The 16,715-nt window shown below is 43.9% G+C and carries 14 protein-coding genes and 1 tRNA gene; 10 read left to right on the forward strand and 5 right to left on the reverse strand.

Going from position 1 to position 16,715, the window contains the following annotated elements:
- Nucleotides 1–14: 14 nt before the first annotated feature.
- The 5 genes from ABIX36_RS21445 to ABIX36_RS21465 all read left to right on the forward strand — a co-directional run bounded on the left by ABIX36_RS21445 (nucleotide 15) and on the right by ABIX36_RS21465 (nucleotide 5,390).
- The gene (locus ABIX36_RS21445; RefSeq protein WP_348084402.1) at nucleotides 15–161 is read left to right on the forward strand and encodes a hypothetical protein; all 147 of its coding nucleotides are present in this window, start codon (nucleotides 15–17) and stop codon (nucleotides 159–161) included.
- A 109-nt stretch (nucleotides 162–270) separates the two neighbouring features.
- Nucleotides 271–465, forward strand: coding sequence for an alpha-L-fucosidase (locus ABIX36_RS21450; protein ID WP_348084217.1), 195 nt, complete (start codon nucleotides 271–273; stop codon nucleotides 463–465).
- A 98-nt stretch (nucleotides 466–563) separates the two neighbouring features.
- Entirely contained in the window at nucleotides 564–2,117 is a 1,554-nt protein-coding gene (locus ABIX36_RS21455) for a glycoside hydrolase family 28 protein (protein ID WP_348084218.1), read from the forward strand.
- 73 nt (nucleotides 2,118–2,190) lie between these two features.
- Complete coding sequence (locus ABIX36_RS21460; protein ID WP_348084219.1) at nucleotides 2,191–3,819, forward strand: alpha-L-fucosidase; 1,629 nt, start codon at nucleotides 2,191–2,193, stop codon at nucleotides 3,817–3,819.
- Between the two features lie 167 nt (nucleotides 3,820–3,986).
- Nucleotides 3,987–5,390 carry an alpha-L-fucosidase gene (locus ABIX36_RS21465; protein WP_348084220.1) on the forward strand — a complete coding sequence of 468 codons (1,404 nt, stop codon included), beginning with the start codon at nucleotides 3,987–3,989 and terminating at the stop codon, nucleotides 5,388–5,390.
- 60 nt (nucleotides 5,391–5,450) lie between these two features.
- Here ABIX36_RS21465 and ABIX36_RS21470 read toward each other — a convergent pair whose 3' ends face one another.
- From ABIX36_RS21470 to ABIX36_RS21490, 5 genes are all read right to left on the reverse strand, one after another.
- Nucleotides 5,451–5,852 (reverse strand): Arm DNA-binding domain-containing protein, encoded by a 402-nt coding sequence (locus ABIX36_RS21470; RefSeq protein ID WP_348084221.1) that lies wholly within the window; start codon nucleotides 5,850–5,852, stop codon nucleotides 5,451–5,453.
- 250 nt (nucleotides 5,853–6,102) lie between these two features.
- Nucleotides 6,103–6,188: transfer RNA gene (locus tag ABIX36_RS21475), tRNA-Ser, on the reverse strand.
- Between the two features lie 105 nt (nucleotides 6,189–6,293).
- Nucleotides 6,294–7,394: an alginate lyase family protein gene (locus ABIX36_RS21480; RefSeq protein ID WP_348084222.1), complete on the reverse strand. Its 1,101-nt coding sequence runs from the start codon at nucleotides 7,392–7,394 to the stop codon at nucleotides 6,294–6,296.
- Nucleotides 7,395–7,443: 49 nt separating this feature from the next.
- A complete protein-coding gene (locus ABIX36_RS21485) occupies nucleotides 7,444–7,791 on the reverse strand; it encodes a cupin domain-containing protein (RefSeq protein WP_348084223.1) in 348 nt (115 codons plus the stop codon).
- 2 nt (nucleotides 7,792–7,793) lie between these two features.
- Nucleotides 7,794–9,020 carry a glycoside hydrolase family 88 protein gene (locus tag ABIX36_RS21490; RefSeq protein WP_348084224.1) on the reverse strand — a complete coding sequence of 409 codons (1,227 nt, stop codon included), beginning with the start codon at nucleotides 9,018–9,020 and terminating at the stop codon, nucleotides 7,794–7,796.
- Between the two features lie 569 nt (nucleotides 9,021–9,589).
- Here ABIX36_RS21490 and kduI point away from each other — a divergent pair.
- The 5 genes from kduI to ABIX36_RS21515 all read left to right on the forward strand — a co-directional run bounded on the left by kduI (nucleotide 9,590) and on the right by ABIX36_RS21515 (nucleotide 16,710).
- Nucleotides 9,590–10,420: a 5-dehydro-4-deoxy-D-glucuronate isomerase gene (kduI, locus tag ABIX36_RS21495; protein WP_348084225.1), complete on the forward strand. Its 831-nt coding sequence runs from the start codon at nucleotides 9,590–9,592 to the stop codon at nucleotides 10,418–10,420.
- Nucleotides 10,421–10,459: 39 nt separating this feature from the next.
- Entirely contained in the window at nucleotides 10,460–11,752 is a 1,293-nt protein-coding gene (locus ABIX36_RS21500; RefSeq protein WP_348084226.1) for an MFS transporter, read from the forward strand.
- An 86-nt stretch (nucleotides 11,753–11,838) separates the two neighbouring features.
- On the forward strand, nucleotides 11,839–12,870 hold the full coding sequence (locus ABIX36_RS21505) for a LacI family DNA-binding transcriptional regulator (RefSeq protein WP_348084227.1): 1,032 nt from the start codon (nucleotides 11,839–11,841) through the stop codon (nucleotides 12,868–12,870).
- 224 nt (nucleotides 12,871–13,094) lie between these two features.
- Entirely contained in the window at nucleotides 13,095–13,337 is a 243-nt protein-coding gene (locus ABIX36_RS21510) for a hypothetical protein (protein WP_348084228.1), read from the forward strand.
- 127 nt (nucleotides 13,338–13,464) lie between these two features.
- Complete coding sequence (locus ABIX36_RS21515; protein ID WP_348084229.1) at nucleotides 13,465–16,710, forward strand: SusC/RagA family TonB-linked outer membrane protein; 3,246 nt, start codon at nucleotides 13,465–13,467, stop codon at nucleotides 16,708–16,710.
- Nucleotides 16,711–16,715 lie beyond the last annotated feature (5 nt).

Here is a 16,715-nt window from a genome sequence, read left to right on the forward strand (position 1 = left end):
GCCTGGACGGGAAAATGTGGATACCATTGGGCACACAATTAAAAATGGCCTATACCTTCCCGCATTTCATGGGCTATCGGTTTGCTTTGTTTAATTATGCTACAAAAAATATAGGGGGAGCGGCTGATTTTGACTTTTTTCATATAACAGGTGCCATTTGATATCAATATTTTTTTAATGGGAAGATGGTCAACTATGGGCGGGAAAACCAGCCTGTTCGACCGGTACATTCATATATAATATACACACCCACATAAATTTAGAACAACAATGAATATTAGAAAGAAAGTATTGAGCCCACTAACAATGGCCGCTGGCATTGCCTTGCTGTTTAGCGCGCAAGGCCATGCGCAGGAGTTGTCTATTAATAAAGGGCCGTTTAAGCCAACAGAGGAATCGTTAAAAGAATATAAATATCCCGATTGGTTCAGGGATGCCAAGTTTGGCATTTGGGCGATGCAGTGAAGCAGGCTATTGTAAACGAAGGTGTAATTTGCAAGCTGGCCCTCTTAGATTATCAATATCAACGTTGCTTAGATGACACCATTAATTAATACTATACTATGATTATAAAGACCAAATTTCCTAAAGTTGTAAAACGTATATTTATTCTAATTGCGTTAATCAACTGTTCATTTTGCGTTTACGCAGCAGATAATGTCTACAATGTTAAAAATTACGGTGCCAAAGGCGACGGAAAATCGATGGACGCACCTGGTATTAATAAAGCCATTGAAGCAGCAGCTGCCAACGGAGGTGGGACGGTATTGGTGCCTGCAGGCAATTATCTGTGCGGTTCAATTCGCCTTAAAAGCAATATTAATTTATTAATAGACCAAGGTGCTACAATTATTGCAGCAACTATTGCCGAAGGTGGTATTTACGACGAACCCGAAGTGCCCGAAAATGATAAATATCAGGATTTTGGGCATAGCCATTGGCATAATAGTTTAATATGGGGTGAAGACCTGGAAAATGTGTCGATAACTGGTACCGGCATAATTCATGGCAAAGGCCTTGTTCGATACAACGAAAAGGGCGATAAAAGGGCAAATAAGTCTATCGCATTAAAACGCTGCAAAAATGTTTTACTGCGCGATTTTACGATATATGAAGGCGGTTGGTTTGGCATACTGGCAACTGGTGTTGACAACTTTACCCTTGATAACCTTAAACTCGACACGAACCGTGATGGAATTGACATAGATTGCTGTCGCTATGTTACTGTTTCCAACTGCCGGGTTAACTCACCAAATGATGATGGCATTTGTTTAAAAAGCAGCTTTGCGCTAAATCAACTTCGCACAACGGAAAATGTTACTATCACTAATTGCATTGTAAGCGGCTACAATATGGGCTCCGTGGTAGACGGTACTTATAAAAAGACGCCGCCATCAAATAATTTTGATCGCGGGCCTTTTGGCCGAATCAAGTTTGGAACAGAATCTAATGGCGGTTTTAAGAATATTACTATTTCAAACTGCGTATTTGACTACTGCCGCGGTTTAGCAATAGAAACAACCGATGGAGCTTCAATTGAGGGTGTAACAGTAAATAATATTACAATGAGGGATATTGTTAACTCTCCCATCTATTTGCGGATCGGAGGCAGAATGCGAGCTCCTGAAGGAACCTCCCCTGGCCAGTTGAAACGAATTAATATTGGAAACATAGTAGCCTATAACGCCGACCCAAGGCAAGCTTCAATTATTAGCGGGATTCCATCAGCTTACATTGATGATGTTAGCCTGCATGACATTCTTATATACACCGCCGGCGGCGGAACGCTGGAGCAGTCTAAGGGAGAGATGCCGGAAGTTATTAAAGACTATCCTGAACCTGAACGACATGGCATAACGCCTTCTTATGGTTTTTATGTGAGACATGTAAAAAACATTGACATGCACAACATTAAAGTAATGTCTTTAACAGCCGACCACCGCCCTGTATTTTTCTTTGATGATGTAATTGGTGCGCAAGCTAACAATCTTGATATAGCAAAGCCGACAGGAGAGCCCCGGATAACGTTTAAAAACGTTGAGAACATCAGTTTAAACGCTGTTACCGAATTAAAGAACATTACAATTACGAAATCTACAACTACAGAGTTAAAGTGAGGTGCCCAAAGGCAGCTTTGCAGAAGTAATCGCGAGAACACTCAAATACACTTAGAATAAAATATAAAATAACATGAAACGCAGGCAACTTTTAAAGCATCTGGCAGCTTCAATTCCGGCAGTGGCATTGGCTAAACATATTCATGCTGCTGATAACCTACTTAATAGTAACCACGAATTTATGGCTTCGGGCCCATTTAAACCAAGCTGGGACTCTCTGTCTTCCTATCAAGCTCCGGAATGGTTCCGTAATGCCAAGTTTGGGATATGGTCGCACTGGGGGCCACAATGCCAGCCAGAGCGCGGCGATTGGTACGCGCGGGGCTTGTATGAAGAAAACTCCGATTATTACAAATGGCATCTAGCCCATTATGGGCATCCTTCCAAAGCAGGTTTCAAGGAAGTAATACACGATTGGAAAGCTGAGAATTGGGACCCGGAGAAACTTGTGGCATTGTATAAACGTGCAGGAGCACAATATTTTTTTGCCATGGCAAACCACCATGACAATCTTGATTTATGGGACAGCAAATACCAGCAATGGAACTCAGTGCGTGTAGGCCCTAAAAAAAACATTGTTGCCGGTTGGGCTAAGGCAGCTAAAAAACACGCACTTCCATTTGGGTTAAGTGTTCATGCAGCTCATGCATGGATGTTTTACGAAACTTCGCAGGGTTCGGATAAGAGTGGCCAATTTGCAGGGGTACCCTATGATGGCAATCTTACAAAAGCTGATGGCAAAGGCACCTGGTGGGAAGGGCTTGATCCTCAGGAATTGTATGCCCAAAATCATCAATTAAGCAAAACGTTCGATTGGGATTGGGAAGATAAAACGCGCTGGCCCTCACCGGCTTACTGCGAAAGGTTTTACAATCGCACTATGGACTTGATCAAGCAATATAATCCTGATTTGATTTATTTTGATGACTCAAGCCTCCCGCTTTACCCGGTAAGCGATGTAGGATTAAGACTTGCGGCCAATTATTATAACCAGAATATGGCAACACACAACGGAAAACTTGAAGCTGTTTTGTTTGGAAAAAAACTTACAGATACAGAGAAGAAATGTATGGTTTGGGATGTAGAACGCGGCGTACTGGATAATGTACAAGCCCATCCATGGCAAACATGCTCGTGTATTGGAAACTGGCATTATGATAGGGGATTGTATGAACGTGGTGGATATAAATCTATCCAAACAGTTATTCAAATGCTGGTTGATATTGTGAGCAAGAATGGCAATCTCCTGCTCAATATCCCTGTTCGCGGCGACGGAACTATAGACGAAAAAGAAGTAGCGATTGTGGAAGGCATCGGCGCGTGGATGGATATTAACAGCGACAGCATATTTGGCACACGACCCTGGAAAGTTTTTGGAGAAGGGCCGGCTACGGAGTCGGTAGCCGCACTTTCGGGTGCGGGTTTTAATGAAGGTAAAGGCAAGTCTTTTGGAGCAGCCGATATCCGCTTTACAACTAAAAATGGCCTGGTATATGCAACAGTACTGGGCTGGCCAGAGAACGGGCAGGTATTAATAAAAAGCATGAAGGCGGGAAACGTTAACCAGGAAAAGGCTGTATCGTCCGTGGAAATGCTTGGTAATGTACAAAAACTCAAATTTAGCCAAACAAATGAGGGCCTGCTTGTAAAATTAAGCGAAAAGCCGAAGCTCTCTTATGCGTTTGCATTGAAGATTTCTTGAGAGCGGGGATGAGTATGGGGTTAAATTATATTGACAACGTGATAAATTTGATACATCGAAGCATCTCTATAAGCGGAGTAAAAGGAAAGTTTATAATTAAATAAAGACCTCGGTAGAATATGATTTTGAGAACGATCAGGTTAAATATAATTCAGTATTAAATAAAGATGAAAGATTTAAGGTTTAAATTTTTAATTGGTATTGCAATTTGTTTAATTGCATTTTGCTCTATTGGCAATGCGCAGACACCTGCTGCTACTGCAGATGCCCAAATGCAACAATGGCGCGATGCTAAGTTTGGGCTCTTTTTGCACTGGGGTTTATACTCGCAGGCAGCAGGCGATTGGAAAGGCAAGCCCTACAAAGGCAATGAGCATTTTATGATCTATGAAAAGCTTTCACTGAAAGAATATGGCAGTTTGGCTAAAGACTTTAACCCAACTTCATTTGATGCCGGTAAATGGGTAAAAGCAGCTAAGCAGGCCGGAATGAAATATATAATTATTACATCCAAGCATCACGATGGCTTTGCCATGTTTAACTCCCATACAAACGATTATAATATTGTAAAACAAACCCCTTTTAAACGAGATCCTCTTAAAGAGCTTGCCGATTCTTGTAAAGCATACGGGATGAAGTTAGGATTTTACTATTCTTTGGGAAGAGATTGGGAGGATCCGGATGTAGCTACCGATTGGCCAACAAAGGGTGCCAGAAGTAATGTAGTTGATTATCCAAATGAAGATGCAAAAGATTTTTCTAAATACTTTGAAAGAAAAGTAAAACCTCAGGTAAAACAATTACTTTCTGAATATGGCCCTGTTAGCGTTATTTGGTTTGATACACCCGAACGGATAAGCAAGCCTCAAAGTGAAGAGTTGTATGCAATGGTCAAATCGTTACAGCCAAATTGTGTAGTAAACAACCGTGTGGGCAACGGGTTAGGCGATTTTAAAGTATCCGAGCAGCAGATCACAGATAAAACAGATAATCAACCATGGGAGTCTTGCATTACCATGAGTAAAGGTTGGGGTTATAATAAGCATGATACGGAATGGAAAAGTCCCGAGCTTATTGTGAGGCAACTGGTTGAGGTTGTTTGTAAGGGTGGGAACCTTTTATTGAATATTGGCCCCAAGGGTGATGGGACTTTTCCTCCACAGGCAATTGAAAGATTAAAGGCTGTTGGGAAGTGGATGAATATAAACAGTGAAGCAATTTACGGCACAAGACCATGGATGGTTGCCGGAGAACAGATATCTGAGGTTGCACTTAGTTCAAGCGCAATAAAAATAGATGTTGATAATGATGCCACTTCTACAGCAATACTGCCCGACATTTATTTTGCGGCAAAAGGGAAGGTGATCTACGTTTTTGCACGTAGCTGGAAGGAACCGGCTATAAATATCAAAAGTATTAGTGCTGATAAGTTTACTGTGGTCAAAGTAACTTTGCTTGGGGCCAAAACTGCGGTTAAATGGGAACAAAATAAAAACGGATTAAACTGTAGTGTGCCATTTGTGTTGCCCGATGAAATACCTGTTTACGTATTTAAAGTGCAATTGAAGTAATTATAGTGCAGCATGAATAATGTTGAAGTATGTTTCCGGTTCCCTAATTACCCTCGAAAATTAGCGTTTCATGCCACCGCTACCCAATGAACGCCCGGGATTCTGATCCTGCCTGTTGTGCTCCCTGAATATATCAAGTATCATCCTGGCAGTTTCCGCTGTGAATTTGTTTTTGAGCCGTTCAGCAGTAATGGTTGTTTTTTGGTCGGTGAGGCTTTGATGGGCGGCATACACCATTGTTTGCAGTTGTTCGAGATAAGCGTTAAAAGTTTTGGATGATTCTTCCTTTGTGCCTTTTAACCGCCCTGCTCTGCTATTCCATTGCATAGGGTCGACACTGCGTGCGGTGGCAGTTTCCGCCCGTTTACCGGCCACGGTAATACGAAGATAGATTGGCACTGGGCCATCTGAGTAGTTTTTGGGTTTCTTCAAGTAGAAGAGTAAGCTGAAATTAGTTTTCATGTTTAATAACATTAAAAGGTGAAACAAAACTAAGCTTGCAGCTGATCATAATCAAGATGTTTAGTTATTGAACATCTTGACAGTCAAAAAGATATGACTAATGAGGTGAGTTTAAGTATCTAAAAATTCACTCACCTCATTACGCACTGTTTTTATGCGATTGGGTGGATATTTTGAGCATTTGATATAAAAACAAAAGCCTGCAATCATTTGACTTGCAGGCTTTTGAATAATTTGATATCAAAATTTGCGGAGAGGGAGGGATTCAAACCCCGGTACCTATAACAGTACACCTGGTTTCGAATCAGGCACATTCGATCACTCTGACACCTCTCCGGATAGGTTCAACAAAACAAAAAATCCTGCCGTTGCAGGATGCATTTTGCGAAAGACAAATATAGCGCAGCTGGCATAAAGCGCAAAATTTAGTTCAATTAAAGTTTATTTAGCTCCGGCGGCATCAACAACAACCTTATTGATAGCTAAGCGCCAGTTCATGTAAGTGCTGTTATGCGTGGCTTTGCGTATTATAGCGACGTAGCTGTCATCAAAATAAGCCGCCAGGGCGAAGGTTTCAATACCATTCTTCGGCTCGAACAAAGTACCGGGCGCGTAACCTTTTTCGTTGTTTTGGGCACGCTTTAAATCAAACGGTACCTTACTTTTCACAAATTCGGGGTGTGTTTTTTCACCCGTCATAAACGGCGTCATGTAATCAACACATTTTTTAATGGACGAACCATTCGCCGTTTGATAAGTAAAGCAGTTTTTGCCGGTTGCCCTGTAAATGGCAATGCAGGCAGATAATAGTGGCTCCAGGTCATAAGTTTGGTAATGAAAGGCATCGCGTTCCAGCAGGTCGTGCGTGGTGCCGTCGGGATTTAGGTTAACGTTCAGTTGTTTCTCCAGTTCCTGTGTGATGATGTTGGTATAGCTGTCATCATGCAGGGTATACGCAATAAGCGTTATCATTTTTATACGGTGCGAATTCCAGTTGTTGATAGCCGTTCCCCTGCCGCTTTTAGCGTACGGACTGTTCACCAGCGTATCGGCAATGCTTTTCATCCAGGCATCTACAAGGGTGCGGGTATCGGGTTTTATTTTCTTTCTTAAGAGGTCGTAAGCAGTTACCATATCCTCCAGTTTGGTTTGGTTGATAGGGTCGCCGGTAGCTTTATTTGTGGTAGCCCAGGCCTTCAAAAAATCGGTGGCCTTAGTTAAATACGTTGCTTTGCCGAAGTAAGTATAGGCCAATGCCAGCGAATAGGTTTTATAAGCGTCCTCAACAGCTTTAAGGCTGGCGGTTTTCCTCGGGTCGCCCGCCAACAAACCCTGCGATAATATTTCCACAATAGGATTTGGCGTTTCGTTCAGCGCGCTGTCTGCCGCTTGCCGATAGGGCTCAAATGCTTTTTTATAGTCGTCGTTACTGTTTATGGCCTTGCGCATTAGCGCGACTTCTTTTTTATTGAGACTGGTAATCTGCGCCTTTACAGCAAATACCGCCGTCATTAAACTCAAAAAACATATCAGCTTTTTCATTTCGCAAAAAATAATTATACGATGTTTATCTAAACCTAATCCAGCTTTATTAGCTGCCGGTACTTACAAAATCCAGTCGTGCCGGGCTAAAGGCATCTACCAGTACGCCATCTTCCAGGCAAACACAACCATGCACCGTAAAGGGAGGTACATAGTAACCATCACCTTCGCGGATGATTTTTACCGTTTCGCCGAGCGTCATTTCAAACGCGCCACTTGCCACATACGCTACCTGCGAATGCTCGTGACTATGCAAGTCACCGCGGCCCCCTTTGCTGAATTTTACTTTCACCATCATCAGTTTATCATCGTAACCCAACACTTTCCGCTGAACGCCCGGAGCTACGGTTAGCCACTCGGTACTATCTTCAAACTGGAACAGATCGCTTTGTATCATCACTAAATTTTTAAATTACCATCGGCGTTTATCACCGGTTTCTTATCTGCAAGGCGCTTTTGGCGAAGCAGGGCCTCAAGGTAGTAGTAATCCGCGTAAATTATCGGCACATCAATTTCGCTGTTGGCCGGTTTATGCCCGGTACTATGTAGTAGCAGAAAACCGCGCGCGCTAGCTGGCTGGGGCTGGTACTCGTTGGTTAAGGAGTTTAGAATTTTATCTGCCTTTTTCTTGTACGATTTTCCATTTGTGCTGTAAGTGCTCAACTCATAAAGTGCTGATGCTGTAACAGCGGCTGCAGAAGCATCGCGCGGTTGGTTGCCTTGTTTGGCTGCGTCGTAATCCCAGTAGGGGACAAGGTCGGCGGGCATTTGCGGGTCGCTAAAAATGTATTTGGCAATCTTTTCGGCTTGCTGTAGGTAGATTGTGTTGCCGGTTTCGCGATAGCACATGGTATAGCCATATAAACCCCATGCCTGCCCGCGCGCCCACGACGAACTATCCGCAAAGCCCTGGTGTGTTTGTTTGTGCGCCACCTGGCCGGTTTCCGGGTCGTAATCTATAACGTGGTAAGAACTGTTATTCGCCCTGAAATGGTTCTTCAGCGTTGTATTGGCATGGGTTACCGCTATTTTATAAAAGCTGGAATCGCCGCTTAATTTGGTCGCCTCGAAAAGCAGCTCGAGATTCATCATATTATCAATAATAACCGGGAACTTCCATTCTTTGCGGTTATCCCACGATTTCAGGCTGCCTACCTTTGGGTTAAATCGGGTTATCAGCGTTTTTGCCGCTTCAATAACATCATCTTTATACTTTTGCCCGTGGGTGAGGCGCCAAGCATTACCCACGCTGTTGTAGACCTTAAAGCCCATATCGTGTGTGCCGCCATTTGTTTTTTCGGTCTCCATAACGGCGGTAAAAGGTTCTGATTGCTCTTTCCAGAATTTATCGCCAGTGTACTCATACAAAAACCACAAGTTGCCCGCAAAAAAGCCGCCGCACCAATCTTTGGGCGATACAAGTACCAGGTTGCCGCTGCCATCCAGCGTACGCGGCGATAATAGGTTTGGCTTGCCAGCCGCTGCTTTTGTTTTAGCTGTTTCGGTTAGTAATAGCCGGGTTTGGCGCTGCGCGAATTGCATTGCTTTAGCATTGTTGCTTTGTGCCGATGCGCTAATGGTTGCCGCGCTAAATAGCAAAAGTGAAAAGATGTGTTTGATTTTCATATTGGTTGGTAATTGGCATATGCTTACAGCGCTTATACCTGGGCGGAACTGGCGCTATCACAAGCCAATATTACAAGGAAATACTTAATAAGCACCTCAGTGGGGCATGTAATTCTACGCAAACGTTATAGTTGACCAATGGTCCTTTAGAGGGAAATAGCCCATAAAAAGACAGCATATTCCATTTTGTAAGCCCTTGTATTAATTGCTTCAGTTTTGCCCTCTTTTACTAACCATTGTGCATAGTTGCGTAGGATTTAGGGTTAACATAACTTAACACAATTTCAATAAAAAATTTCAAATAACTGATAATCAATAATTAAAAAATTACTTGGGTTAACATGTTTTCACCATAATAGTGTCACCATAAATCTGAAAACTTTTATTATGAACACGTAAAGAAATTTAATAAACACTGTATTCTGATGAGCTATTGCTTTTTGGGGAGCAGATGCATTTAAACTCTTCGATAACGTTTGCGTAGAAATAACAAGCCGATTGCTTTTGATTGCTCTGGCATAGTTGTACACTTGCCAAACAATTATAATTTAACCCTAATATTTCTTGTTTTGAAAGTAATACACAGTGTTCATCCTGATGATTTTAAGATCTATCAGACCGAACTGATACGCGAAAGATTTTTGCTGGAAAACCTGGTGCAGTCCGACCAACTCAATTGCGTGTATACCCACTACGATCGTGTTATAGCAGGTGTCGCCCATCCGGTAACGCAACCTTTAACCCTCGATACTTACGACAACCTTAAAGCCGAATATTTTTTAGAGCGACGCGAAATAGGAATTATTAACGTGGCCGGAGATGGCGAAGTAACCGTTGACGGAACTGCCTATAAACTACGGAAGCTGGATTGCCTGTATGTAGGGAAAGGTGTTAAGCAGGTAATTTTTAGCGCCGCCAACGCTGCCAAGCCACCTGTTTTTTACCTGCTCTCCACACCCGCGCATAAAAATTACCCCACGGCGCTGATGACCATTAACGACGCAGAAAAAGTTAACGCAGGCGGCGATGATACCGCCAACAAACGCACCATCAATAAATACATACACAAAGCGGGGATAGCCAGCTGCCAATTGGTAATGGGCTTAACTATTTTGCACACCGGCAGCGTATGGAATACCATGCCACCGCATGTACACGATCGCCGAATGGAAGCGTACTTTTATTTTGATATCCCTGCGGGGCAAAAGGTGTTTCATTTGATGGGAGAGGAAACCCAATCCAGGCATATTTTAATAGACAACTATAACGCGGTGATATCTCCCCCCTGGAGTATGCACTCAGGTGCGGGCACCAGTAACTATAGCTTTATATGGGGAATGGGTGGCGAAAACCTCGACTACACCGATATGGATGCCATCAAGATAGAAAACATCAGGTAATAAGACAGGCGTATAATCTGCAAGATAGAATCATCAATTATGAGCGATACCAAAAAAACCAATTACCGCTGGGTTGTAGTAAGCCTGCTGTTTTTTGCCACAACCATTAACTACCTCGACAGGCAGGTGATAGGCTTTCTGAAGCCAACGCTGGAGAAAGAATTTAACTGGACAGAAGAGGACTACGGGCATATTGTGATGGCTTTCCAGGCAGCTTATGCTATCGGCTTGCTCGGCTTTGGTGGTTTTATTGATAAACTGGGCACCAAGTTGGGGTACACCATCTCGCTTATTGTATGGAGCCTGGCGGCTATGTTACATGCTTTGGTCAAATCAACCCTGGGCTTTGGCGCGGTACGTGCCGCCTTAGGTATCGGCGAATCGGGTAATTTCCCGGCGGCTATCAAAGTAGTAGCCGAATGGTTCCCCAAAAAGGAACGGGCACTGGCAACGGGGATATTTAACTCGGGTGCAAATATTGGCGCGGTAGCGGCGCCCGTGATGGTCCCCTGGATATTAGGGATCTACGGCTGGCAGATGGCGTTTCTGATCACCGGTGCCATCGGCTTTGTATGGCTTATATTTTGGTGGCTGTTTTACGAAGTGCCGACTAAACACAAGCAAATAAGCAAAGCCGAATTTGAGCATATACACAGCGATATCAATGACGAGCCAGAAACTGATGGCCCTCAAGCGAAAGTTAAATGGGTACAGCTTTTCGCCATCAGGCAAACCTGGGCCTTTTTGATCGGTAAATTCCTTACCGACCCAATCTGGTGGTTCTTCCTGTTCTGGCTGCCGTCTTACTTTGCCAGTACGTTTAACTTAAATTTGAGCAAACCCAGTTTGCCCCTGGTTATAGTATACACAGCTACTACCATTGGCAGTATTGGCGGCGGCTACCTGTCGTCGTGGTTTATTAAAAGCGGGATGCCTATTTTTAAAGCGCGCAAAACGGCCATGTTTTTATTCGCGCTGTGCGTTTTGCCCATATTTGGTGCGAGGTATGCCACCAATATTTGGCAAGCGGTTGCTTTAATAAGTTTAGCCGCGGCCGCACACCAGGCCTGGAGTGCCAATATATTTACTACCGCGTCAGATATGTTCCCTAAAAGGGCGGTTAGCTCTGTGGTAGGCATTGGCGGTATGGCCGGCTCGGTAGGGGGCATCATATTCCCGCTGCTGGTTGGCTGGATCTTGGAAACCTATAAGGCGGCGGGCCATATCACGGCCGGTTACAATATTATATTTTCTATTTGCGCCTGTGCTTATTTACTGGCATGGCTGGTGATGCACCTGTTAACACCCCGTATGAAAGTTGTAACTTTATAGTAATATTAAGCTTTATTAAGCAGGAATTTATTACATTGGTGAAATGTTAAAAAACAGCTACCACTGTTATTTAGCAAATAGCCAATATGAACTTCAGCTCAATTACCATTAAAGATATCGCTACGGCGCTAAATCTTTCAGTATCTACTGTTTCAAAAGCGTTACGGGATAGTTACGAGATAAGCGAGAATACAAAAAAACTGGTAAAAGAGTACGCGCAGGAACACAACTACCGGCCAAACCCTATTGCCCAAAGTTTAAAGCAGGGGCGCAGTAAGTCAATTGGTATTGTGGTATCTACCATCGAAAATCAATTTTTTTCGCAGGTAATTAACGGCATCGAATCTGTAGCTTATGAGGCAGGTTTTAATGTTATTATCACCCAAACACACGAATCGTATGAGCTGGAGATAAAGAACGTAGGGCATCTTACGCATCGTTCTATTGATGGCTTGCTGATATCCTTATCAACCGAAACCAACGATATAACGCACCTGAAAACGCTGCATAAGCAAGGCTTGCCTATTGTTTTTTTCGATCGCATTTCCGACGAGATTGACACCCATAAAGTAATTGCCGATAATTTTAAAGGTGGATATGATGCCACCCGACACCTGCTGGATGCCGGGTATAAACGCATAGCGCATATCACCAGTCCACCCAATATATCTATCACCAAAGAACGTTTTGCCGGGTACAGTAAGGCGCTTGAGGAAGCCGGGATGGCTATTGATTATGAGTACATCAAATATTGCCCGCATGGCGGCCGCGATATCGGCGAGATAGAGAATGCGCTGAACGAGTTGCTCTCGCTTAAAGATAAACCCGATGCGATCTTCACCACATCGGACAGGATCACTACCACTACGCTGAGTTTGCTGAATAAATTGAAAATAAAGATCCCCCAGGAAATAGCGCTTATCGGTTATACCAATACTACCCTGGCCGATGTATTGAACCCTTCGCTAAGCTCCGTTTACCAGCCCGGTTTTGAGATGGGGCAGAAGGCCACTCAAAAACTGTTAGAACTTATTTTAGCCAAAAGGCCGGTGTATGATTTTGAAACACTTGTACTACCTACCCAATTGGTTACACGCGATTCTACCGCCCGCCAGTAACCGTAATTTCCACCCTCCCCAACTTACTTAGTGTTTTAGTTTTTTACTGAAATGTTTGTATAAATAATACAACAATAGCCCCAACTATTGAGCAGCGAAAACGATGTCGTAAATAAATATGCCCGATATATCTTAATGGTAAGTTAACAAAAGTACTTTTGGTTTGTGCAGTTGTAAATACGCCAATTATAAACAACGCATAAATTACTAAACATCTCTCTAAAATGAAACGCAAGCTGGCCGTTATCGTGCTCTTCGTGTATTCAGTGGTTACCTGTAAGGCAATGGCTCAAACCGTGGCGCTTGCCTATTATTTTAACCACGAAACCCATACTGCCAGCAACAGGCAAACAGAACCACTACCTGCTTTGCTAATACCTATCGTCTCTCAAACCAATAATCAATACCAGTATCAACTAACTCTAACAGCAATCATGCAACAAACAACCAAAGAAAAAGTAACGTAGCGGCCGCTAATGCCATAACCGGGCAAAATTTAAAATCCAGATTCTCTTGTTAAAAAAAATGCGGTGCACAACCGCCGGGGAATCCTATTGTCAATTTTTAAAAAACCTTAATTCTTAACATATCAATATGAAGAATAGACCTCTACAAAAAACACTAAAAAGATGTGCCGCTTTTGTCGCCATTTCGCTTTTCGCGATGGGTGCAAGCGCACATAATAGCAAAGTGCATCCGGGCGGGGCTACCCCAACCGGCGAAACTATCCCCAATAACAATGTTGCAACCAACCAGGCAAAAATAACCGGTGTTGTTACCGATGAAAAAAACGTGCCTTTGCCGGGCGTAAGCGTAAGAATAAAAGGCACCACCATAGGTATCACAACCGATATAAACGGTAAGTATTCGCTCGATGCAGATGCAGGCGCGGTTCTGGTGTTTTCGTTTATTGGGTATACTCAAAAGGAGATAACCGTTGGCTCTGCCACCGAATATAACGTGCAGATATTGCCAAATTCGCGCGACCTTAACGAGGTTGTAATTATTGGTTACGGTACCCGCGCGGTAAAAGATGTAACAGGCGCTATCACCAGCGTAAAAGCAGATAAATTTGAGAACGATAACCCAACCAGCGTTGCCGATGTGCTGCGTGGTGCTGTACCTGGTATATCCGTAGCGCTTAATACCTCAGCAAAAGGCGGTGGTACAGGCGATTTTCAAATAAGAGGTAAGGCAAGTCTTTCGGGCAACGTATCGCCCCTGATCGTTTTGGACGGTGTTATTTATTTTGGCGAACTGGCCGACATTAACCCAAATGATGTTGACAGGATTGACGTTTTGCGCGATCCAAGCGCCCTGGCCGTTTACGGCGCGCAATCTGCGGGTGGTGTGGTTGCTATCACAACCAAAAAAGGTAAAAAAGGTGGATCTGTAGTTACGCTGAACGCTAACATGGGCGTTGCACAGCTGCTGCAAAACCAGGAATTCCACCAGGGGGAAGACTTTCTGCACTGGCGCTCGGATGTGCAACGAAGTGCAAACACATCAAAACCTTTTTACTTTTACAGCGACCCGCGGGCTTTGCCTGACGGTGTAACCGTTGACCAGTTTTTATCGGGCTCCACCGGCGACCCGGTTGATGTTTATTTACAACGCCTTGGCCTGTTCCCTAACGAAATAACCAACTACAAAGCCGGTAAGGTTACTGATTGGTCCAAGCTGATCTTCAGAGACGGCCTTCGCCAGGATTATACCGCAAGTTTATCGGGCAGAAGTGAAACGGTAAGCTATTACTTTTCGGGTAACTTTACCAATAACCAAAACCTGATCAAAGGTGGCGATTATAACAATACCCGTTTCCGAGCAAACCTGGAAGGTAAAGCGGCAAAATTCTTAACTATTGGCCTCAACGCGCAATTCTCAGTACGTGATGAAAGCCATTCAAGCAATCCGTTCAACGTTGCGGGCTATGATCTGAATGAGGCCGATTGGGGCCAGATCATCAATTCATCGCCTTATGGCGATGTGTATAAACCAGATGGCAGTTTAACGCGGATTGCAACTGATGATAGCGGCTTAAACCAGCGTAACCCTTTCCTGGGTAACAAATACAACCAGAACGTTTACAGGCAAAATGTTCTTTTCTCTACGTTATTTACCCGGGTAGATCTGCCCTTCGGTTTCAAATACACGCTGAATTTCTCGCCTCAGTTTGAAGCATATCGCAACTTCTTTTTCAGGCCGGGCGCAAACCCTAACGAAATAGCTGTAGCAGGGCTTACAGGTACCGCCTATCGCTCGATGGAAGAGCGCTACAGGTACAATTTGGATAACATCTTAAACTGGAACAAGTCATTTGGCGTCCACAGTTTTGATGCTACCTTCCTGTTAAACAAAGAGAAATATCAAACCTGGTACACCCGTACCAATAACTCGCAGTTTAGCCCAAGCGACGTTTTAGGGTATCATAATATTGGCGCGGGTACCCTGCCTATCGAAAGCAGCGATGACCGCGTTTACAATGCGGATGCCTTAATGGGCCGTATCGCCTACAACCTTTTAGGCAGGTATAACTTTACATTTACTGCCCGCAGGGATGGTTTCTCGCCGTTTGGTTTAACGCAGCCACGCCAAAGCTACGCTGATGGTGCTGTAGCGTGGACGTTCAGCGATGAAAGTTTCTTCAAAATCAATTTCTTTAGCTGGTTAAACTATGGTAAACTGCGCGTTGGTTATGGGTCTAACGGGAACCGTTTAGCAAGTGGCACGGCAGATCCGAGCCTGGCGCTGGCCATTATTGCCGGTGCAAAATATCCTACCGTTGCTCCTGACGGAACCATAACCAACAATAACAGTATCGCCATTGCATCGTTGCAAAACAACCTGCTAACCTGGGAGCGTACCACAGGCCCTAACTTGGGTTTAGATTTCGCCATCCTCAACAACCGCCTTACCGGGTCAATAGATGTTTACAACCGTAAAACAACCGGCCTGATTGTTAAACGTACCCTGCCTCCAATTATGGGCTACACTACGCCTGATGTTTATACAAACATTGGCGAAGTAAACAACAAAGGGATAGAGATACTGCTGGAAGGTAAGATCCTTCAGCGTAAGAACTTTAACTGGAGCGCCAGCGGTACATTTTATTTAAATCGTAATAAACTGGTGCATTTGTACGGTACATCTACCACCACAGATGCAGCGGGTAATACCACCGTAGTCCCTGAGAAAAACGACATTGGCAACGGCTGGTTCATAGGGCACGATGTTAACGCCGTTTGGGATTATAACGTATTGGGCGTATGGCAAACACCGGAACTTGAAGAAGCAAAAAAATACGGAGCTGTACCGGGTGACTTTAAACTGGAAGACCGTACAGGCGACTTTAAATTCACCAACGACGACAAGGTGTTCCTTGGCTCAACAAACCCAAAATTCAGCTGGTCGTTACGTAACGATTTTAATTTCTTCAAAAACTTCGATTTCTCCTTTATGCTGGTATCAAGCATTGGGCAGTTAAGGCAGTTTAACCTGGCCACCAATAACCCGGGCAGCGTGGGCAACGGCCGTATGAATGCATACGCATTGCCATACTGGACTGCGGATAACCCAATAAATGATTACGCGCGCTTAAACTCAGGTTCATCGGGTACAACCGTCAACATTTGGCGTAAAGCATCTTTTGTAAGGCTGCAAACTGTTTCCTTAGGTTACAACTTTAGCCCTGCGCTGATCAAAAAACTTGGTATGTCGAGCGCCAAGCTGTTTGTTAATGCCACCAACGCCGCAGTATTCTCTGACTGGCCACTGTGGGATCCACAAAATAACGGCCCAACCCCAAGATTTTTTGCCGCCGGCTTTAACGTCACTTTTTAAAGTAT

Origin of the sequence: Mucilaginibacter sp. (assembly GCF_039925265.1) — a bacterium.
Lineage (GTDB): Bacteria > Bacteroidota > Bacteroidia > Sphingobacteriales > Sphingobacteriaceae > Mucilaginibacter.

What these genes read in the sequence shown, in the direction of transcription:
- ABIX36_RS21505 (WP_348084227.1), top strand. Translation starts at nt 11,839, where the DNA reads ATGAACTTCAGCTCAATTACCATTAAAGATATCGCTACGGCGCTAAAT.
- ABIX36_RS21490 (WP_348084224.1), bottom strand. Translation starts at nt 9,020, where the DNA reads ATGAAAATCAAACACATCTTTTCACTTTTGCTATTTAGCGCGGCAACC.
- ABIX36_RS21470 (WP_348084221.1), bottom strand. Translation starts at nt 5,852, where the DNA reads ATGAAAACTAATTTCAGCTTACTCTTCTACTTGAAGAAACCCAAAAAC.
- ABIX36_RS21450 (WP_348084217.1), top strand. Translation starts at nt 271, where the DNA reads ATGAATATTAGAAAGAAAGTATTGAGCCCACTAACAATGGCCGCTGGC.
- ABIX36_RS21465 (WP_348084220.1), top strand. Translation starts at nt 3,987, where the DNA reads ATGAAAGATTTAAGGTTTAAATTTTTAATTGGTATTGCAATTTGTTTA.
- ABIX36_RS21445 (WP_348084402.1), top strand. Translation starts at nt 15, where the DNA reads ATGTGGATACCATTGGGCACACAATTAAAAATGGCCTATACCTTCCCG.
- ABIX36_RS21455 (WP_348084218.1), top strand. Translation starts at nt 564, where the DNA reads ATGATTATAAAGACCAAATTTCCTAAAGTTGTAAAACGTATATTTATT.
- ABIX36_RS21460 (WP_348084219.1), top strand. Translation starts at nt 2,191, where the DNA reads ATGAAACGCAGGCAACTTTTAAAGCATCTGGCAGCTTCAATTCCGGCA.
- ABIX36_RS21480 (WP_348084222.1), bottom strand. Translation starts at nt 7,394, where the DNA reads ATGAAAAAGCTGATATGTTTTTTGAGTTTAATGACGGCGGTATTTGCT.
- ABIX36_RS21500 (WP_348084226.1), top strand. Translation starts at nt 10,460, where the DNA reads ATGAGCGATACCAAAAAAACCAATTACCGCTGGGTTGTAGTAAGCCTG.
- ABIX36_RS21515 (WP_348084229.1), top strand. Translation starts at nt 13,465, where the DNA reads ATGAAGAATAGACCTCTACAAAAAACACTAAAAAGATGTGCCGCTTTT.
- ABIX36_RS21485 (WP_348084223.1), bottom strand. Translation starts at nt 7,791, where the DNA reads ATGATACAAAGCGATCTGTTCCAGTTTGAAGATAGTACCGAGTGGCTA.
- ABIX36_RS21510 (WP_348084228.1), top strand. Translation starts at nt 13,095, where the DNA reads ATGAAACGCAAGCTGGCCGTTATCGTGCTCTTCGTGTATTCAGTGGTT.